Below are 16,194 nucleotides of genomic sequence, written 5' to 3'. Positions count from 1 at the left end.
GCTATAATGAGAATCTTGCCATTGCCTGGCTCTGCAGCTCCTTAAATGTCTTTAAGCTTAGAATCAATTCTTCTTTTTCTCGGGTAGACATTCTGGAAAATGAGACAACGGAAGATGGGGCGGCACCGTTTTGTTCCTGCTGCCAGCGCTGGGTGACATACAACGTAAGTATAGTGCTTACAGATCCTCTCAAATCGTGTGCAAACTCCTTTGAGAATACCTGCATTTCCTGCAGAAAATCTATTTTTTCAAGCGGTGTGCCTGATAGTTTCCCATGCATTAGGGAGAGTATCTGCAGGCTATGATGATAGGGAAATAAAACTTCTTTTTTCATATCCATGCTTTTGCGCTGCAGCTTAAATAAGGACCGGAGCGGCCGATCCAGCGTGGGAATGGTATGTTCCCTTTCAAGCTGTGCCAGACGGTATAAAAAAATTCTGGATCTTTTCATTTGCTCCTGAGCCATTGCTTCAAATTTTGCATGCAGCCCTTCACTCCCCGCAATGAACCGATAGGAGAAAAAGTTTTGCGCTAACAATAAATTGTCATTAGTGGATTGAAGCATCCAGGTTCGCAGCCGCTCCTCCCATACCGCAAGCGACCCCCGCCATTTCTCCTCACTGCTCATCATGAGACCTTTGCACCGTGCGTAACCTGCACTCTCCATGTTAGAAGTGATCCTTTTCCCAAGCTCTTCAAAAAAATCGTCAGCTTTCTCCGATTGGCTTTCATAAACCAGGAAATGATCCTGATCTGTGAGCATGAACTGCTCTCCACGGCCGCTCGAGCCCATATGATAGAAAGAAAATTCGCATGGCTGCTGCAAGCCTTTTTCCCTCAGTTCAGAAATAGATAGGTCTATAATTCTGCCGCTCATGCGATCGTACAGCTTTGTAATGATCTCAAGCGTTTTTAATATAGGAACACGGTCTCTTATTAAAGAAACAATTATCTCATAGATGCCGGTTTTCACTTGCGGAAGACTGTCCCGATCGGCTTTTTCGATTTTTTGAACCGTCTTTATCACATTCTCATTTTTCTTTCTCAGCAAATCTGATAATGTCACAATCCCAGCGACCTTTGAACCTTCCATTACCGGCAGGTGTTTGATTCCCTTAAAAAGAATCAGTGAAAGGGCGTCATAATAATAAGCGGACCTTGATACCGTGACTGGACCCGCTGTCATAATGGTGCTTGCTGGAGCAGTAATATCTGCCCCTTCAGCTGCCACCCCTTCCACAATGTCTCTTTCCGTAATAATGCCTTTTAAGCTGTCCTTTTCTGTAACAAGGATCGAGCTAATCTTTCTTTTAAGCATGAGCCGGGCAGCTTCCTGAATGGTTGCAGCGGTGCTGACTGAGGCTGCCTCACTGCTCATGACATCCTGAACCCTGATCATGAATGCATCGTTTTCCCCATAATCTGTCGCAAGCTTGACCTGTTCTGCAAGGGATGTGTATACATCCTTCAATCTGAGGGCTACCTGAGTCAGCAGGTAATCATGAACTGCAGGATCATCCCATCTTTTTCTCACCACTTCAAACGGAATGAACAGTGCCCTTACCTCACTGGAGGCTTTGACTTCAACCAGCTCTGCAGAAGTTTGTTTGGAAACACCCAGGAAATCAGCGAGGCTGGAAAATCCAATCAGCTCTCCTGTTTGGACTACTTCGAGCACTTCCTCCCGCCCGCTGTGGTCATTTTTCACTAATACCTCTGAAAGACCTTCTAAAAGGAGCAGAAGGCCTTCACGCGGTTTATTTTTTTTCAGGATCATATCATTCTTTTTGTAGCAGCGTACTTCACACATGGCTAGAAGTGAAAGGGCCGTGTCAGATTCCACCCCATGGAAAAAGGGGTGAAACCGCACAGCCTCCAAATTGTACAGGTTATACAGATTTTGATTCATCATCGTTCATCCATACTTCACCATCTTTATAGACCATTTGTTCCGGATAGCGAAGATCCATAACTTCCTCCTGAATTTTTTGCGAAGGAGCGGCTGTCATTAGAGAAACAATGATATTAGCTGCAAATGCCGCTGTGGCACCAAACACGCCGGCACCTGTATCAATGATTCCGAGGATTGTAAATCCGCCATATTTAGCTGCAAAGATGTACGCCAAGGTTACACCTAATCCGACCAGCAGACCGGCAATAACCCCCTGTGAATTTGAACGCTTCCACCAGACACCCAGAACGAGCGCCGGGAAGAATGTCCCTGTCGCGAGCGCGAAAGCCCAGGCAACAATTTGCGTAATGGCTCCTGGCGGGTTAAGTGCGATCACACCTGCCAAAAGAGTGGCGATGACAATGGACCAGCGGGCAACGGAGAGACGAGTTTTTTCAGTTGAATTCGGTTTTAGCACCCGGTAAAAAATATCGTGAGCAAATGCGGAAGAAATTGCAATCATCAATCCTCCGGCCGTTGATAACGCAGCAGCCATTGCCCCTGCTGCCACCAGACCGATGACAAACATCCCAAGATTGGCAATTTCCGGTGTCGCCATAACCACGATATCATTTGAGATAATGAGTTCCTTCCATTGCAGGACTCCATCGCCATTGCCATCCGCTACCTGAAGCTTGCCTGTATCCACCCAGGTTTTCGTCCAGGCTGGCAGCTCCGTAATTTTACTTCCGGCAACCTGTGTCATTAAAATGAAACGGGAGAATGCTGCGTATGCAGGTGCAGACAGATAAAGCAAGCCGATGAACAGCAATGCCCATGCTCCCGACCAGCGGGCTGCCTTCATCGTTGATACCGTATAGAAACGGACAATTACGTGCGGAAGTCCTGCTGTACCAGCCATGAGTGTAAACATAAGGGCAAGGAACTGCCATTTCGTTCCATTGGTAAATGGCGCAAAATATTCAGAGATTCCCAGTTCGCGGTCCAGCTCACCCATTTTACCGACAAGTTCACCGTAGGAAATCCATGGCATAGGGTTCCCTGTTAATTGCAGTGCCATGAAAATGACCGGAATTAAGTAAGCGATAATTAAAATGACATACTGAGCAACCTGCGTCCAAGTAATCCCCTTCATGCCTCCGAATGCAGCATAAAAGGCAATCAGAACGACACCGATCATGGTTCCAAGCTTTGCATCAATTTCAAACAGGCGGCCAATTACCACTCCCGAACCGGAAAGCTGGCCAATCGAATAGGTGAAGCTGATGATAATTGTACAAAGGGCTGCAATCACACGGGCAGTATGGCTTTCAAAGCGGTCACCGATGAATTCAGGAACCGTGTAGCGGCCGTATTTCCGCAGCTGGGGTGCCAGCAGGAAGGTTAAGAGCAGATACCCGCCCGTCCAGCCCATAATATAGGCAAGACCGTCATAGCCCAGAAGCATGATCGTTCCTGCCATCCCGATAAAGGAAGCGGCACTCATCCAGTCAGCACCGATTGCCATTCCATTGAAAATCGGCGGCACTCCGCGGCCGGCAACATAGAACTCAGAAGTTTCTTTTGCCTTATTGTAAATGGCTATGCCAATATACAAAGCAAATGTAGCTAAAATGATAGATAATGAGACCAAAAACTGTGTATCCAAGAACATCCCCCTTTTTTTCGATCGATTTTTTTATGACGCCCCTTTTATCTCTCTGTATTGCGGAAGTTCGAACAGCCGCTTATTTTTCGTTAATTAATGATCAAGAACTTTCCCTGAACTGATTTGTTCATTTTTGTTTTCATCAATTCCATATTTCCGGTCGATCGCATCTCCCATTTTTGCATTAACAAACAGCAGAATGATAAACGTCAGTACAGCTCCCTGTGCGCCCATAAAGTAATGGAATGGGAATCCGTTAATGGTAATGCCGCTTAATGGTTCTGCAAAGAAGACCACGCCAAAAGAAGCAAGGAAGCCAATAGCAAAATAAATGATCATATTCCGAGTCTTTTCGCGGAAATAACTGTCCGCTACCTTTTTATCGATTTTCTTCAAAACTCCACCCCCGATAAAAATAATAAATTGCATTCAAATACTGATGAATTTGGTCCAAAGTCACTCCTTAATCGTGATGTATGCAGCCGAATCGCTGCTATTTTACCGGATCCATTATCCGGACCCGGACAAAACCATTACCTTAAACTGAAAATAAATTTGACTGTATCCATGAAAGGTGCGGGAACAAGAATGATTTGAACGAGGAAGTAAGCAAAGATTGATAGAAATGGGACTGCCAGGAAGATTGGCCTTTTCTTCCTTAAAGCAAGAAAAAGGCAGGTACCTGTAATGATCATCATAGCCAGTAACGGAAGCAATTCGGTTTCCCCCTTTTAGAAAGCGTTGTCATTTTTCCGCTTTCTGTTTACACTTCAAGATGGCGCTTGATACATTTTCTGATTTCATTTAATTTTAAGAAAATTCATACTTCATTATGTACAAAAATCATTTTCAGGTCAAGTACATGCTGGGAAAAAATATAAATATTTTTGAAGGACTTTGATATATAAGGTTTTTTCAGCAAAAATAGTTGGCAAAGGCTTTTGGGTATTAGAGGAAAACACTATAGTAATAATGAAAAATGCCAAGAAAAAAAGAGCCATTCCGGCCCCTTAGTCCAATTCTGTTATGATCAGCGTAATTGCCTCCAGCAGATCGGCATCTGACCAGCTTGCCATGCTTTTTTTGCTGGCAGCCGCCAGTGCATGGGATGCCGGAATGTGTACAAAACCCGCCGGTAATTCAGTGTTTGTCAATTTCAGCAGGTGAAGCACGGAATACATAACGTTGTTGCATAGATATGTCCCCGCTGTGTTTGAGATGGCTGCAGGATATCCTGCTTCCTTAAGTCTATTAACCATCCGCCGGATCGGCAGGGTGGAAAAATAACCATCGGGGCCATTTTCCTCTATCAGTTTGTCTTCAGGTGCGATTCCGCTATTATCCGGCTCGCCGTCCTGGCAATTGATCGCGATTCTCTCAGGAGTGATGGCGGTCCGCCCGGCAGCCAGCCCGAGAGAAATCACTGCATCCGGCTTTTTTCCTGCCACTTCCTCTACTATTTTCTGTGGCGCGAGATTAAAATCCACCGGCAGCAGATGCCCCATGATTTGATAGTCTCCAATCGTCTTGCCATCCAATGCATTCACGATCTTTTCTGTAGGATTGATCGGAAAATCAAGAAAAGGTTCAAAACCGGTTAACAGCAGCTTCTTCATGTCTTCTCCCCCTATATAACACTTCGTTTATCGAAATATCATACAGGATAATGGCTGAATTGTCGAAATAATGATTATTCGACAAAATTCGGGTAATGCCAGTAACCAAAAAAGAGCCTGCCATTTCGGCAGACTCCCTATTATTATGCGTCAGTTGATTCAGTTGCAGTGTCTTCTTCAACTTGGTCGTCAGTTTGACCTTCGTCTTCAGAAGTTCCAGCTGGGTCTTCTTCTGTATCAGCAGACTCGTCTTCTTCCGTATTTCCGGCATTTTCATCTGCAGATTCTTCAGCAGAACCTTCATCTTCCGTTTTGCCGGACTCTTCAGTGGACTTGTCCTCAGAAGGAGCAGCCTCATCGTTTTCTTCAGTTGCACCGCTGTTTTCTTCAGCGTCTGCTTTGTCAGCTGTGTCCAGCTCTTGTAAAGAGCTTAGCGGCTTATTGAAGAAATCAAGCGGATTGACCGGTGTTCCGTCTTTGCGGATTTCAAAGTGTACATGTACGCCTGCTTCTTCATTAAACAAGCTTTCGCCTGCCTTTGCAAGGACATCACCTTGTTCTACCTGGTCGCCAACCTCAACATTCATCTCTGTAACAGATTGATATTGTGTTACAATTCCTTTGTCATGCTCCACTTCAATGACATTACCCAACAGTGAATCTTCTTCTACCTTGGTAACTTTTCCGCTTAATGCAGCAAGGACATCAAATGTTTCCCCATCCTTAGTGGCAATATCAATACCTGTGTTCGGATGGTATGTGTTATTGTAAAATACTAGAGCAGCTTCCTGTTCTTCAGCCTTGCCGTCATAGTCATAGAATTGTTTTTGAATGACAGCTGAGTCTGGGTCTTTGACAGGCATTACGAAGTTTTCCATTGCACGGTTAACTTCCAATGCTGGCTCGTCGTACTTTTTGCCGGTAATATCAGTGGCTTCGTAATCGTAGCTGTCAGTGTCTGTAGCGTTGTCGCTAGTCTGGTACCAAAGAACACCGGTTAGAATGATTGCTGCACTTGCAATGTAGATTGCTGGGAATGCCCACCGCTTTTTCATAAAGCGTTTAAAGCTGGAATCTTGAGAAGATCGTTTCTTTTCTTCCTCTCTCATTTATCATCACCTCAGCAATCAGTCTGAACAGATTGAGAGGATTATATACATTTCTCAAAAAAAATTTTTTGGGCTTATTTTTCGACAAACGTTTTTGGATTATGCATGATCTGAGAAAATATTTTTAAAGGAGTTACTGAAGAATGGTTAAGTGGATAATACGCGTGCTGCCTTTCCTGTATATGGCGCTGATTTGGATCCTGTCCAGCATGCCGGCAGATGCTGTGGTGGAGCTGCCGGATTTGGCTGTGGACCGATTTATAAAAGAATCTATGCATCTGATTGAGTTTGGTATTTTATATGTTCTTCTGGTTCTGGCAGCAATGACTGCCGTTAAGCTGACGCCGGGTGTGAATATTCTTTTGGCACTTATTGCGTGCTTTTACGGAATTCTCGATGAGATCCATCAGTCCTTTGTACCGTACCGGTCTGCTGCTGTGATTGATGCTGTTAAGGATATTACCGGTGTGGCGGTGTGCTGGTATTTTATCAGCAGGGCTCTTTTTTATGGGAAGTTTAAAAGGCTTGGTAAGCTTCTTAGTTTCTTTGGCAGGGCAAAACGAAAGAGCTGATTCTCTATGAACCAGCTCTTTCGTTTATTTTTTAGCCGTTACTTTCGTCAGCAGTTGGTCAGAAGCTTCAATTTCCACTCCTTTATAATAGTGAGCAACGATTTCTTTGTAGTTCTTTCCTTCAGCTGCCATGCCATTTGCGCCGTATTGACTCATGCCGACTCCGTGGCCATAGCCTTGGGTGTTGATGATGATATTGTCGCCTTTGCGTTCCCAGGTGAAGTCTGTTGATTTCAGGCCCAGTTTCTCTCTGATGTCTTTTCCGCTGACTACTTTCCCGTTAATATCCACTTTGGAAACCCGCTGGCCGGCTGTTCGCTCAGTCACTGTGCCTATGGTGCTGTCATTTGGAAGCTTCACGCCCAATTTCCTTTCAAAATCCTGTACAGAAAATACCTCTCTGCCGTTAAACTTCGGCGACTGCAGGTCCCATTTGCTTTCTACACTCTTTAAATAAGGAACGGAATTTGGCCAGATGGCTTCGGAATTTTCGGTAAAGCCGTTGCTTGTTGAAAAGAAGGAAGCTGTTATCGGCGAGCCGTCAAAGGTGAGGATCTGGCCCCTTGTTGAGTTTACGGCATCTTTAACCTTTTGAATTTTCCATTTGTAATCTGGTCCCCAAATTTGCTTCAGTTCACTTTCATTTTTATAAACCTGGTGGGTTACGGTATCATACACTAATGCCCCTTCAGGAAGTTCCACGCTATCTTTGTTCATCATTTGTTTCACGATAAAGGTTCTTGCCGCCAATGCCTGTGCCTTTAAAGCTTCTTCTTCAAACTCGGCCGGCATTTCTGATGCTACCACTCCGACAATATAATCTTCAAGCGGTACCGTCTCCACCCTTTTCTGTGCAAGGCGGTAGACTCCTACCTCTATGGCTGGCCCTTGAGGAATTTCTGCCGCCGTCTCTTTCTTGGCATCAGTTTTAAGCTCCTCACCAAGCTTCCCGCTGACATTCCCTTCTGTAAAAGGAATCACAAGCAGGGAGGGAACGATGAGCGTGACGGCAAACAACAGAGCGGCTAGTACGATGAAAGGTTTGAATTTTGTCATGTTTTAAGCCTCCATAGCAAATAAATAATTCGAACTCAATTCATGTTTATGGCTATGGACAAGCTAATATGACAATAGATTAATAATTGCTTCAAAGCAAAAACCGCAGAATCGATTTGTCAGTCCTCTGACAGCTCGATTCTGCGGTTTCAGTTTGAAATGCGCGCAAGGCGACTATTTTGATGACTCTAAGGAAGCCGCCTTGATTGGCATTACTTATGCGTTCATGTCAGAAACAAGACCATTATTAACAGGTGTTTCTTCCACTTCTGTCACACGTTCGATATCTGCTCCCAGTCCGGCAAGCTTTTCGTGGAAGTCCACATATCCGCGGTCAAGATGCTTCAGTTCTGTCACGCGTGTTACGCCTTCTGCCACCAATCCAGTCAGGATCAAGGCTGCTGCTGCACGAAGGTCTGTCGCAGCTACTTCTGCGCCCTGCAGATTGCTTGGTCCGTTCATGATCACGGAACGGCCTTCAATTTTAATATCGGCGTTCATGCGGCGGAATTCCTCCACATGCATGAAACGGTTTTCGAATACAGTTTCCGTAATCACACTTGTACCCTGAGCGTGAAGCAATAGGGCCATCATTTGTGATTGCATGTCTGTCGGGAATCCAGGATGAGGCATTGTTTTAATATCAACGGCCTTCAACTTGTCTGGACCCATAACACGGATGCCTTCAGCTTCTTCAATGAAGGTAACACCCATTTCTTCCATTTTGGCGATTAATGAAGCAGAATGCTCAAGTACAGCACCTTTTACAAGTACGTCTCCGCCTGTAATGGCAGCTGCCACCATGAATGTGCCTGCTTCAATGCGGTCAGGAATGATGTTGTGCTCTGCACCGAACAGTACGTCCACACCTTCAATGCGGATCGTGCCCGTTCCTGCCCCTTTAACCTTGGCACCCATTTTATTAAGGAAGTTAGCCAGGTCCACAATTTCAGGTTCCTTAGCTACGTTTTCCAAAACCGTTGTGCCTTTAGCCAATGTTGCAGCCATCATAATGTTCTCCGTAGCACCAACGCTAGGGAAATCGAGATATATTTTTGCTCCATGCAAGCGGCCTTCCGGTGCTTCCGCTTCAATAAAGCCATTACCAACCTTTACTTTCGCACCCATCGCTTCAAAGCCTTTTAAATGCTGATCGATCGGGCGGGAACCAATTGCGCAGCCCCCTGGCAATGCCACACGGGCACGGCCATTTCTTGCTAATAAAGATCCCATGACTAAAACTGAAGCACGCATTTTGCGTACATATTCAAATGGTGCTTCTACCTTCAACTCTCGAGATGCATTTACTGTTACTGTATTATTTTCAAACTCCACTTCGGCGTTTAAATAGCGTAATACTTCATTAATAGTATATACATCGGAGAGTGTTGGGACATCACGAATTACGCTTTTGCCATCACTTGCTAACAGTGTTGCGGCGATAACCGGTAAAACAGCGTTTTTTGCTCCTTCAACTTTGACAGAACCGCTTAACCTATTTCCGCCGCGGACGATGATTTTATCCAAAGTGTATTCCCCTCCGCGTCCAATTTCTCTATATTAATATTCAATCATTATGATGGGTGTGCCAATAACTATGTTTGTCTTGGCGCCCATTCCATTTGTCCGTAATCCAAGCTGCATGTTCATTTCATTGCCATTTGTCTCAATCGATTCACCAAAAAGCGGCGAATTTGCTGATGCTGAAATAAATTGGTCTTCTTTTAGTGCTTCTATTTCTGTCGCATTAAAAGCGTCCAGTAATTGACTAGCAGTATCAGGCAAAGACTTATTAATCTTACCATTGAATTCGCCTTGGATACAAGAGAAAATTGTGGCATTTCCTCGAAAAATGTCAGAAATCTTACTATTTAGTTCTGCAGCCAGTTTGCTCTGTTCTTGTTTCCACCCCTGACCTTTGGCCTCATAAATCACATACGTCTGAACTTGACCTTTTGTGGGGGTTGATAAAATTTTTACTGTTTCTGACTGAGCATCTGTCTGCTTAATAATAGCTTTTGCTTCCCATGATTTTTCTGTTTTTTGAAAGCTCCATTCCCAATCAGGATATTGAGACTGCAGATCATTGGTGAATGCTTTTACTTCCTGAAGGTTTTGGCTTTCCATTTTTTCTCTCGCATGCAAAGTCCAATCTTTGATAAAAATATTCTCGCCCTGTAAAACCGAGGCCATCGTCAACAGGTCAAGCTCCCCTTTGGCTACAGTCGTCTTATTCCCAATGTTTATCATCATGAAACCAATAATGGCAATAATAAATAATGTACTGAATGATTTTTTCATTTGTAAACTCCTCCCCTTAGTACCATTGTTACCAAGGATAGAGTGAGCATACTTGGGAATTGTCGTCACTTTTTGACAAACTGAAAGGCAGTTAAAATACTGTTAATTTGGAGCTCTTTGTGCGCTTTAGTGCATACTTTGAAAACCATTTCACAAAATAGTATGTATGCAAGGAAACTAGCAACAAAAAGATTTTACTCAATAATTGTCAAAATGAAAACATGTATGAAGACCTATATTTATAAAAAATATGGCTATCTTATACAGTACCTAAAAAAAGGTGATGTTCTGCAGTATAAGCGGAAGCTGCTGGGACCATAAAAGATAGTCGAGAAAGAAGTTGCTGACGGAAGATCCAATTACAATTGAAAGCAGAACATACAATACACGTGCCTGAAAAACATGATTTGCCCGCAAAAGAGTTTCAAACCGCAATGCCTGAAGCGCCCACCAGGCCAGCGCAATAAACACCAGATGCGACATAATGCTGATGAGTGCCTGCTGCCCAAATCCTGATATCATCTTCTTCCCTCCTTTAATTCATTGCCACTTCGCTTACCTGCTCTGTGCGCTACAATACCATTTGACGTTTATACTATCAGGTAAGTTTCATGACTGGATATTTTTTGAAAATTAAGTTTCTTTCTTTTTCGCCGATTGTATGTCCATTATATCGAATTGTCGAATAAACACGAAGTCTAAACCAAGGCAAACAAAAAGAAGGGGAAATTTCCCCCTCTTATTTATACCCCTTTTGTCCCCTTTTTCGTAAAAGCTTTTTAAAACCCCCATTTTAAAAAGCCTTTTCCCTTAAAAATCCTGTCCGTTGATTTCCACTGCGGCCACTTGCTTTCCGCGGGGAGGAACGGGAGCCTCCTCGGCTTCGCCTGTGGGGTCTCCCGCTCCCTCTCCTCCCGCAGGAGTCAAGTGGCCTCCGTTCCAATCAACTCAGTGGAAAAACTTATGTTTGTTTAGAAAACAACAAATTACATTATTAAACACGCTTATTGAAAGAAATCAGTAAACTGATTGAAATTGCCCTGCAGGAAGTCAAATGCGATATTTGGTGCAATTCCGAACAGAATGGTGGCTGCCAGGCTGATTCCGATAACAGCTGTTAAAGCCGCTGGAATCTTAACTTTTCCTGTATCAGCATCAGCTGCAGGCCTGAAGAACATTTGCACCATTACACCGAAATAGTAGAAGTATGAAACGACTGTGGTCGCAATCATAATCGATACCAGTACATAATGACCTTCATTTGGCACTAATGCACCCATAAAAATATTCAGTTTGCCAATAAACCCGGCTGTCCCCGGAATACCTGCAAGTGACAGCAGGAAGATAGCCATGGCGATGGCCAGGAACGGTGCGCGGCGGTAAAGCCCGGCAAATTGGCTGATATCTTCTGATCCCGATTTATGTGTCACCTGCTGGATAATCGCGAAAGCGCCAAGGTTCATGAATAAGTAAGCACCGAGGTAAAACCAGAGCGTATCAAACATGAATAGTGACATGCTTGCAATCACAACCAGCAGGTAACCGGCCTGAGCGATGCTGGAATAGGCAAACAAACGCTTGATATTCCGCTGTCTTAACGCAATCAAGTTCCCAATAATCATCGTGGCTCCTGCCAGGAAGGCAATGTAATCCTGAAGAGCCAGGATCATCGGAAGCCCCTGTACATCACCGGATGGCGCATTCGCAAAGATTGAAAACAGAATGCGGATAACAATGATGAATCCGGCTGTTTTGGAAACTACGCTTAAAAAAGCTGTTACAGGTGTAGGTGCACCCTGGTACACATCCGGCGCCCACATATGGAACGGCGCTGTAGCCAATTTAAAAGAAAGTCCCACCACGATCATAAAGAATGCAAGGCCTAACAGGTAAATATGCTGTTCATTATAGATGGATGTCAAAAATCCGGACATTTCCTTTAAGTTCGTCGTTCCAGTTAAACCGTATACGTAACTCATTCCGAACAAAGTGATCGCTGTGGCAATACTGCCGTTGATCACATATTTCATGGCAGATTCGTTTGAATGCAGATTTCTTTTTCTCATGCCTGCGAGAATGTAGGACGAAATGGAAAGAAGCTCAAGTCCCACAAACAGAGTAATTAAATCTCCGCTTGAAGACATGATCATTGCCCCTAGTAATGCAGCCATGAACAGATAGAAAAATTCCCCCCTGAATTCTTCCAATCCTTCATTCGGCTCATAGCCAATGGCAATCAGCAGTACCATCGCAGATCCGATTAAGAGCAGCAGCTTAAAAGCTTTTGCAAAGGAATCAAGCCTGAACGTATCAAATAAAATGGATTCCGGACTATGCCCGATAAGGCCCATTAAGGAAACAAGAGCCGCGAGAATTCCGGCAAAGCCGACCCAGCCGAGGATTTTCCGGCTTTGGGATTTCGGCATAAACAAATCCATTAGTGAAAGAGCGGTCGCAACACCAAGGATGATGAACTCCGGCGTCATTATGCCCCATTCATAAGATAATAATGTTTCGAGATCCATCCTTCATCACCCTCCTATCCCAAGCATGATCGTTTCAAGTGTTGAGGTCAGCGGTTCGCTCAGCACACTTGGATAAACACCAATCAGGACAATTAAGCCGACTAAGACCAGGACAGGCACGAACTCAAACTTTTTCATATCCGTTATGCCGGCAAAGTCCCGATGCGCTTTGCCGTATGTGATACCCAGGACCGCGCGAAGCAGGTAAACAGCTGTCATAATGATTCCGATTGTACCGACCGCAGCGAGAATCGGCATTTCTTTAAACAGGCCAAGGAAGGCCATAAATTCACTCACAAACCCTGACATGCCAGGCAGGCCAAGGGAGGCCATTGCCCCTGCAAGAAGGAAGCCTGCCGTAATAGGCATCCCTTTTGCCAAACCACCGAGATTTTGAATGCTGGAGGTTTGAAAGCGTTCATAAAAGACACCCACAAGGAAGAATAATAGTGCTGCGATTAAACCGTGAGAAACCACCTGGAAAATCGCCCCCTGCATTCCTGCCTCATTTAATGCGCCTAACCCGATTAAAACGATTCCCATGTGGGAAATAGAAGAGTAGGCAAGCACCATTTTAAAATCGGTCTGAACAAACGCCAGAAACGCTCCATACAGTAAATTCACGACTCCAAGCACAGCCAGCCATACAGCAAGGCTTTGGAATTGCTCAGGAAATATTCCCATCCCGAAGCGGATTAAACCGAATGCCCCTATTTTCAAAAGTACTCCCGCATGCAGCATGACGATTGATGGCGGAGCTTGTACGTGGACCCGCACCATCCAGCTGTGCAGCGGGAAAATCGGAAGCTTTACACCAAATGCAATTAAAAGCGCAATCAGCATGCCCATTTTCATATTTTCAGAGATTGGCGCAACAAGCTGCGGGTTATCCGCGTTCATTGCGGCCATCAAAGCATCAATATTGGCTGTGCCAGTACGGGCAAACAGTACCATAATGACAATCAGCAGAACAGCAGATCCAAGCCCGTTATAGATCAGGAAGCTGTATGCCGCATTTTCTTTTTCATAGTAACCCCATTTCCCAATCAGGAAGAAGGTCGGAATTAATGTGATTTCAAAGAAAATAAAGAAAAGAATCAGGTTTTCAGCGGCAAATACACCCAGCATGCCGACTTCAAGCAGCAAAAACAGCATGAAGTAACCCTTCCATTCTTTTTTAATATGAATAGAAGCAATCGCTGCAAGTGTAGAAAGTACAGCTGTCAGGACAATCATGATCAGGGAGAATCCATCCAGCCCCAATTCATAATCAATGGAAAAAAGGTTTCCAAGCTGGCCGGAATCGCCAAACTGAATCCAGCTTACTTTTTCATTCAGCTGTTCCAGACCAGCACCTGCCCGGTATTGAAAATAGGCGATTAGCGCCAATATCAGCGCAGGAAGCGTGGACAGAAAGCCAACTGTCTTGATCAATGATTCCTGCGTTCTCGGCAGGAAAGATAACACTAAAATACCAAGCAGCGGGGAGAAAACTAAAATGGATAGAAAATAAGCTAAGTTCATTTTAAGTACCCCCCTGTAAACGCATAGATGACAACTAAAATAGCCAGGCCGACAAACGCCACTGTTCCATACGTCTGAATTTGGCCGTTATGGAATTTTGAACCAAGTTTTCCGAGTGCAGACGTGATGCCAGTTACACTCTTTACAAGGCCTTCAACCAGGAATACTTCCAGGAAGCGCAGGAATGAGCTGATGAATTTCGCCCCATTCACTACGGTCAGCGAATAGAATTCATCGATATAGTATTTATTGTACAAAACACGGTATGAAAGCGGCATTCTGCTTGTCAGCCAATCGCGTGAAAGCGAGTGTTTGCCGTACATTAGCCAGGCAAGGAAAATTCCAAGCAGGGATACTGCAGTTGCAACAATCATAATCCATGCAGGCCCTTCAATATGGCCATGGCCAAGTGCATGGTTATCTTCTACCAGCCAATCTCCTAGAAATGTTCCAAACCATGGTGTATTCACATATCCAGCTACTATAGCCAGAACCCCAAGCACTGCCATTGGCAATGTCATAACACTTGGCGATTCATGAACATTTTTCATATCACTTCTTGCTTCACCAGTGAACACCATAAAGAACAGGCGGAACATATAAAATGCCGTAAAGAATGCGGCAATTACCGCAAGCCAGAACAGCACCGTGTTCCCGTGTGCCCAGGCAGCGATTAATATTTCATCTTTACTGAAGAATCCTGAAAATAATGGCACACCGCTGATCGCCAGTGTTCCGATCAGGAACAGAGGGCCAGTTATGCGCAGCTTTTTCCACAGACCGCCCATATGTTCAATGTTCTGTGTATGAACGGCATGGATGACACTTCCTGCTGCAAGGAACAGCAAAGCCTTGAAAAAGGCGTGCGTCATTAAGTGGAACACGCCGGCTACATATCCGGCAGAACCCAGAGCCAGCATCATATAGCCGAGCTGGCTGACGGTTGAATAAGCGAGCACCCGCTTAATATCCTTCTGAACCAAGCCGATGCTTGCTGCAAAGATGGCTGTGAAGGCCCCAATGACAGCAACAGTCATCAGTGCTGTTTCACTTGCTGCAAACAGCGGGAATAGCGCCGCCACTAAATACACACCTGCCGCTACCATTGTCGCTGCATGGATTAATGCGGAGACTGGCGTCGGCCCTTCCATTGCGTCAGGAAGCCATGTGTGCAGCGGGAACTGGCCTGATTTGCCGACAGCCCCTACAAAAATAAGAATCGCTGTTAATGTAATCATTGTGCCTGAAACGGCACCCGCTTCAACTGCTGCAAAAATCTCATCATACTCAAAGCTGCCAGCCTGCCAGAATAATAGAATCATTCCGATCAAAAGGCCGACATCTCCGATACGCGTCATGATAAATGCCTTTTTGGCCGCAGCCTTTGCTTCCTCTTTGTAAAAATAGAAACCGATCAGCAGGAAAGAACCAAGTCCGACAAGCTCCCAGAAGAAATACGTCTGAAGAAGATTAGGCGAGATAACAAGGCCCAGCATGGCAAATGTAAATAACCCTAAATAGGCATAGAAAACAGGAAAACGGTCATCCCCCTGCATATAGCCTTTCGAATACGTATGTACCAGGAAACTGACAAGTGAAACAATCACCAGCATCAGTGCATTTAACTGATTAACTTCAAAACCCGCTGTTAACTGAACATCCCCTATAGTCAGCCAAACGCCTTCTGCTTTATAAGTTGGTGCCGAAAACCGGTCAACCAGCACCAATATGGAATAGACAAGCGATGCCAGGGTAAACAGAATCCCAATATAAGCACTCGCTTCTTTTAGCCGTTTGCCGAATAAAATAAGGAACAAAAACGATAAAAGCGGGAAAAGCGGTATGATCCATGCATTCTCCATCATTATCACAATCCCCTTTTTTGAACACACCCTATTGCACGGCGTGCCAGATTGGGACCTTATGAACAG

At 44.7% G+C, this 16,194-nt stretch carries 15 protein-coding genes; 1 reads left to right on the top strand and 14 read right to left on the bottom strand.

Annotated elements, in window-relative coordinates:
- Window position 1 precedes the first annotated feature (1 nt).
- From ACTHRG_RS04505 to ACTHRG_RS04475, 7 genes are all read right to left on the bottom strand, one after another.
- The gene (locus ACTHRG_RS04505; RefSeq protein WP_440230631.1) at window positions 2-1,909 is read right to left on the bottom strand and encodes a DUF294 nucleotidyltransferase-like domain-containing protein; all 1,908 of its coding nucleotides are present in this window, start codon (window positions 1,907-1,909) and stop codon (window positions 2-4) included.
- The gene (locus tag ACTHRG_RS04500; RefSeq protein WP_076257160.1) at window positions 1,890-3,560 is read right to left on the bottom strand and encodes a sodium:solute symporter family protein; all 1,671 of its coding nucleotides are present in this window, start codon (window positions 3,558-3,560) and stop codon (window positions 1,890-1,892) included. The genes ACTHRG_RS04505 and ACTHRG_RS04500 overlap by 20 nt, the downstream gene beginning before the upstream one ends.
- 93 nt (window positions 3,561-3,653) lie before the next feature.
- Window positions 3,654-3,956, bottom strand: a complete 303-nt coding sequence (locus tag ACTHRG_RS04495) for a DUF4212 domain-containing protein (RefSeq protein WP_076257283.1) — start codon at window positions 3,954-3,956, stop codon at window positions 3,654-3,656.
- 137 nt (window positions 3,957-4,093) lie between these two features.
- Window positions 4,094-4,276, bottom strand: coding sequence for a hypothetical protein (locus ACTHRG_RS04490; protein WP_048008002.1), 183 nt, complete (start codon window positions 4,274-4,276; stop codon window positions 4,094-4,096).
- Window positions 4,277-4,570: 294 nt separating this feature from the next.
- On the bottom strand, window positions 4,571-5,176 hold the full coding sequence (locus ACTHRG_RS04485; RefSeq protein ID WP_076257158.1) for a pyroglutamyl-peptidase I: 606 nt from the start codon (window positions 5,174-5,176) through the stop codon (window positions 4,571-4,573).
- Window positions 5,148-5,300: a hypothetical protein gene (locus tag ACTHRG_RS04480; RefSeq protein WP_175609059.1), complete on the bottom strand. Its 153-nt coding sequence runs from the start codon at window positions 5,298-5,300 to the stop codon at window positions 5,148-5,150. The genes ACTHRG_RS04485 and ACTHRG_RS04480 overlap by 29 nt, the downstream gene beginning before the upstream one ends.
- A gap of 19 nt (window positions 5,301-5,319) precedes the next feature.
- On the bottom strand, window positions 5,320-6,285 hold the full coding sequence (locus ACTHRG_RS04475; RefSeq protein ID WP_076257156.1) for a M23 family metallopeptidase: 966 nt from the start codon (window positions 6,283-6,285) through the stop codon (window positions 5,320-5,322).
- A gap of 143 nt (window positions 6,286-6,428) precedes the next feature.
- Here ACTHRG_RS04475 and ACTHRG_RS04470 point away from each other — a divergent pair, with 143 nt between their 5' ends.
- Window positions 6,429-6,857 (top strand): VanZ family protein, encoded by a 429-nt coding sequence (locus ACTHRG_RS04470; protein ID WP_076257154.1) that lies wholly within the window; start codon window positions 6,429-6,431, stop codon window positions 6,855-6,857.
- 24 nt (window positions 6,858-6,881) lie between these two features.
- Here ACTHRG_RS04470 and spoIID read toward each other — a convergent pair whose 3' ends face one another.
- From spoIID to nuoL, 7 genes are all read right to left on the bottom strand, one after another.
- Entirely contained in the window at window positions 6,882-7,913 is a 1,032-nt protein-coding gene (gene spoIID, locus ACTHRG_RS04465; RefSeq protein ID WP_076257152.1) for a stage II sporulation protein D, read from the bottom strand.
- A gap of 216 nt (window positions 7,914-8,129) precedes the next feature.
- Window positions 8,130-9,440: a UDP-N-acetylglucosamine 1-carboxyvinyltransferase gene (gene murA / locus ACTHRG_RS04460; RefSeq protein ID WP_076257150.1), complete on the bottom strand. Its 1,311-nt coding sequence runs from the start codon at window positions 9,438-9,440 to the stop codon at window positions 8,130-8,132.
- 33 nt (window positions 9,441-9,473) lie between these two features.
- The gene (locus ACTHRG_RS04455) at window positions 9,474-10,214 is read right to left on the bottom strand and encodes a YwmB family TATA-box binding protein (protein WP_076257148.1); all 741 of its coding nucleotides are present in this window, start codon (window positions 10,212-10,214) and stop codon (window positions 9,474-9,476) included.
- A 270-nt stretch (window positions 10,215-10,484) separates the two neighbouring features.
- Window positions 10,485-10,736, bottom strand: coding sequence for a DUF1146 family protein (locus ACTHRG_RS04450; protein ID WP_076257146.1), 252 nt, complete (start codon window positions 10,734-10,736; stop codon window positions 10,485-10,487).
- A gap of 482 nt (window positions 10,737-11,218) precedes the next feature.
- Window positions 11,219-12,739, bottom strand: coding sequence for an NADH-quinone oxidoreductase subunit NuoN (gene nuoN / locus ACTHRG_RS04445; RefSeq protein WP_076257144.1), 1,521 nt, complete (start codon window positions 12,737-12,739; stop codon window positions 11,219-11,221).
- Between the two features lie 6 nt (window positions 12,740-12,745).
- Complete coding sequence (locus ACTHRG_RS04440) at window positions 12,746-14,263, bottom strand: NADH-quinone oxidoreductase subunit M (RefSeq protein WP_076257142.1); 1,518 nt, start codon at window positions 14,261-14,263, stop codon at window positions 12,746-12,748.
- Entirely contained in the window at window positions 14,260-16,128 is a 1,869-nt protein-coding gene (nuoL, locus tag ACTHRG_RS04435; protein WP_076257140.1) for an NADH-quinone oxidoreductase subunit L, read from the bottom strand. The genes ACTHRG_RS04440 and nuoL overlap by 4 nt, the downstream gene beginning before the upstream one ends.
- Window positions 16,129-16,194: the final 66 nt, after the last annotated feature.

The organism is Cytobacillus sp. SAFR-174 (assembly GCF_051964675.1).
GTDB lineage: Bacteria > Bacillota > Bacilli > Bacillales > Cytobacillaceae > Cytobacillus.
The sequence above is the reverse complement of the archived record's forward strand: the minus strand, read 5'-3'. Positions and strand labels throughout refer to the sequence as shown.

Coding starts and splice junctions, on each gene's coding strand:
- ACTHRG_RS04475 (WP_076257156.1), bottom strand. CDS start 6,285: ATGAGAGAGGAAGAAAAGAAACGATCTTCTCAAGATTCCAGCTTTAAA.
- ACTHRG_RS04455 (WP_076257148.1), bottom strand. CDS start 10,214: ATGAAAAAATCATTCAGTACATTATTTATTATTGCCATTATTGGTTTC.
- ACTHRG_RS04485 (WP_076257158.1), bottom strand. CDS start 5,176: ATGAAGAAGCTGCTGTTAACCGGTTTTGAACCTTTTCTTGATTTTCCG.
- ACTHRG_RS04480 (WP_175609059.1), bottom strand. CDS start 5,300: ATGGCAGGCTCTTTTTTGGTTACTGGCATTACCCGAATTTTGTCGAAT.
- nuoN (WP_076257144.1), bottom strand. CDS start 12,739: ATGGATCTCGAAACATTATTATCTTATGAATGGGGCATAATGACGCCG.
- ACTHRG_RS04440 (WP_076257142.1), bottom strand. CDS start 14,263: ATGAACTTAGCTTATTTTCTATCCATTTTAGTTTTCTCCCCGCTGCTT.
- nuoL (WP_076257140.1), bottom strand. CDS start 16,128: ATGATGGAGAATGCATGGATCATACCGCTTTTCCCGCTTTTATCGTTT.
- ACTHRG_RS04450 (WP_076257146.1), bottom strand. CDS start 10,736: ATGATATCAGGATTTGGGCAGCAGGCACTCATCAGCATTATGTCGCAT.
- ACTHRG_RS04470 (WP_076257154.1), top strand. CDS start 6,429: ATGGTTAAGTGGATAATACGCGTGCTGCCTTTCCTGTATATGGCGCTG.
- ACTHRG_RS04505 (WP_440230631.1), bottom strand. CDS start 1,909: ATGAATCAAAATCTGTATAACCTGTACAATTTGGAGGCTGTGCGGTTT.
- spoIID (WP_076257152.1), bottom strand. CDS start 7,913: ATGACAAAATTCAAACCTTTCATCGTACTAGCCGCTCTGTTGTTTGCC.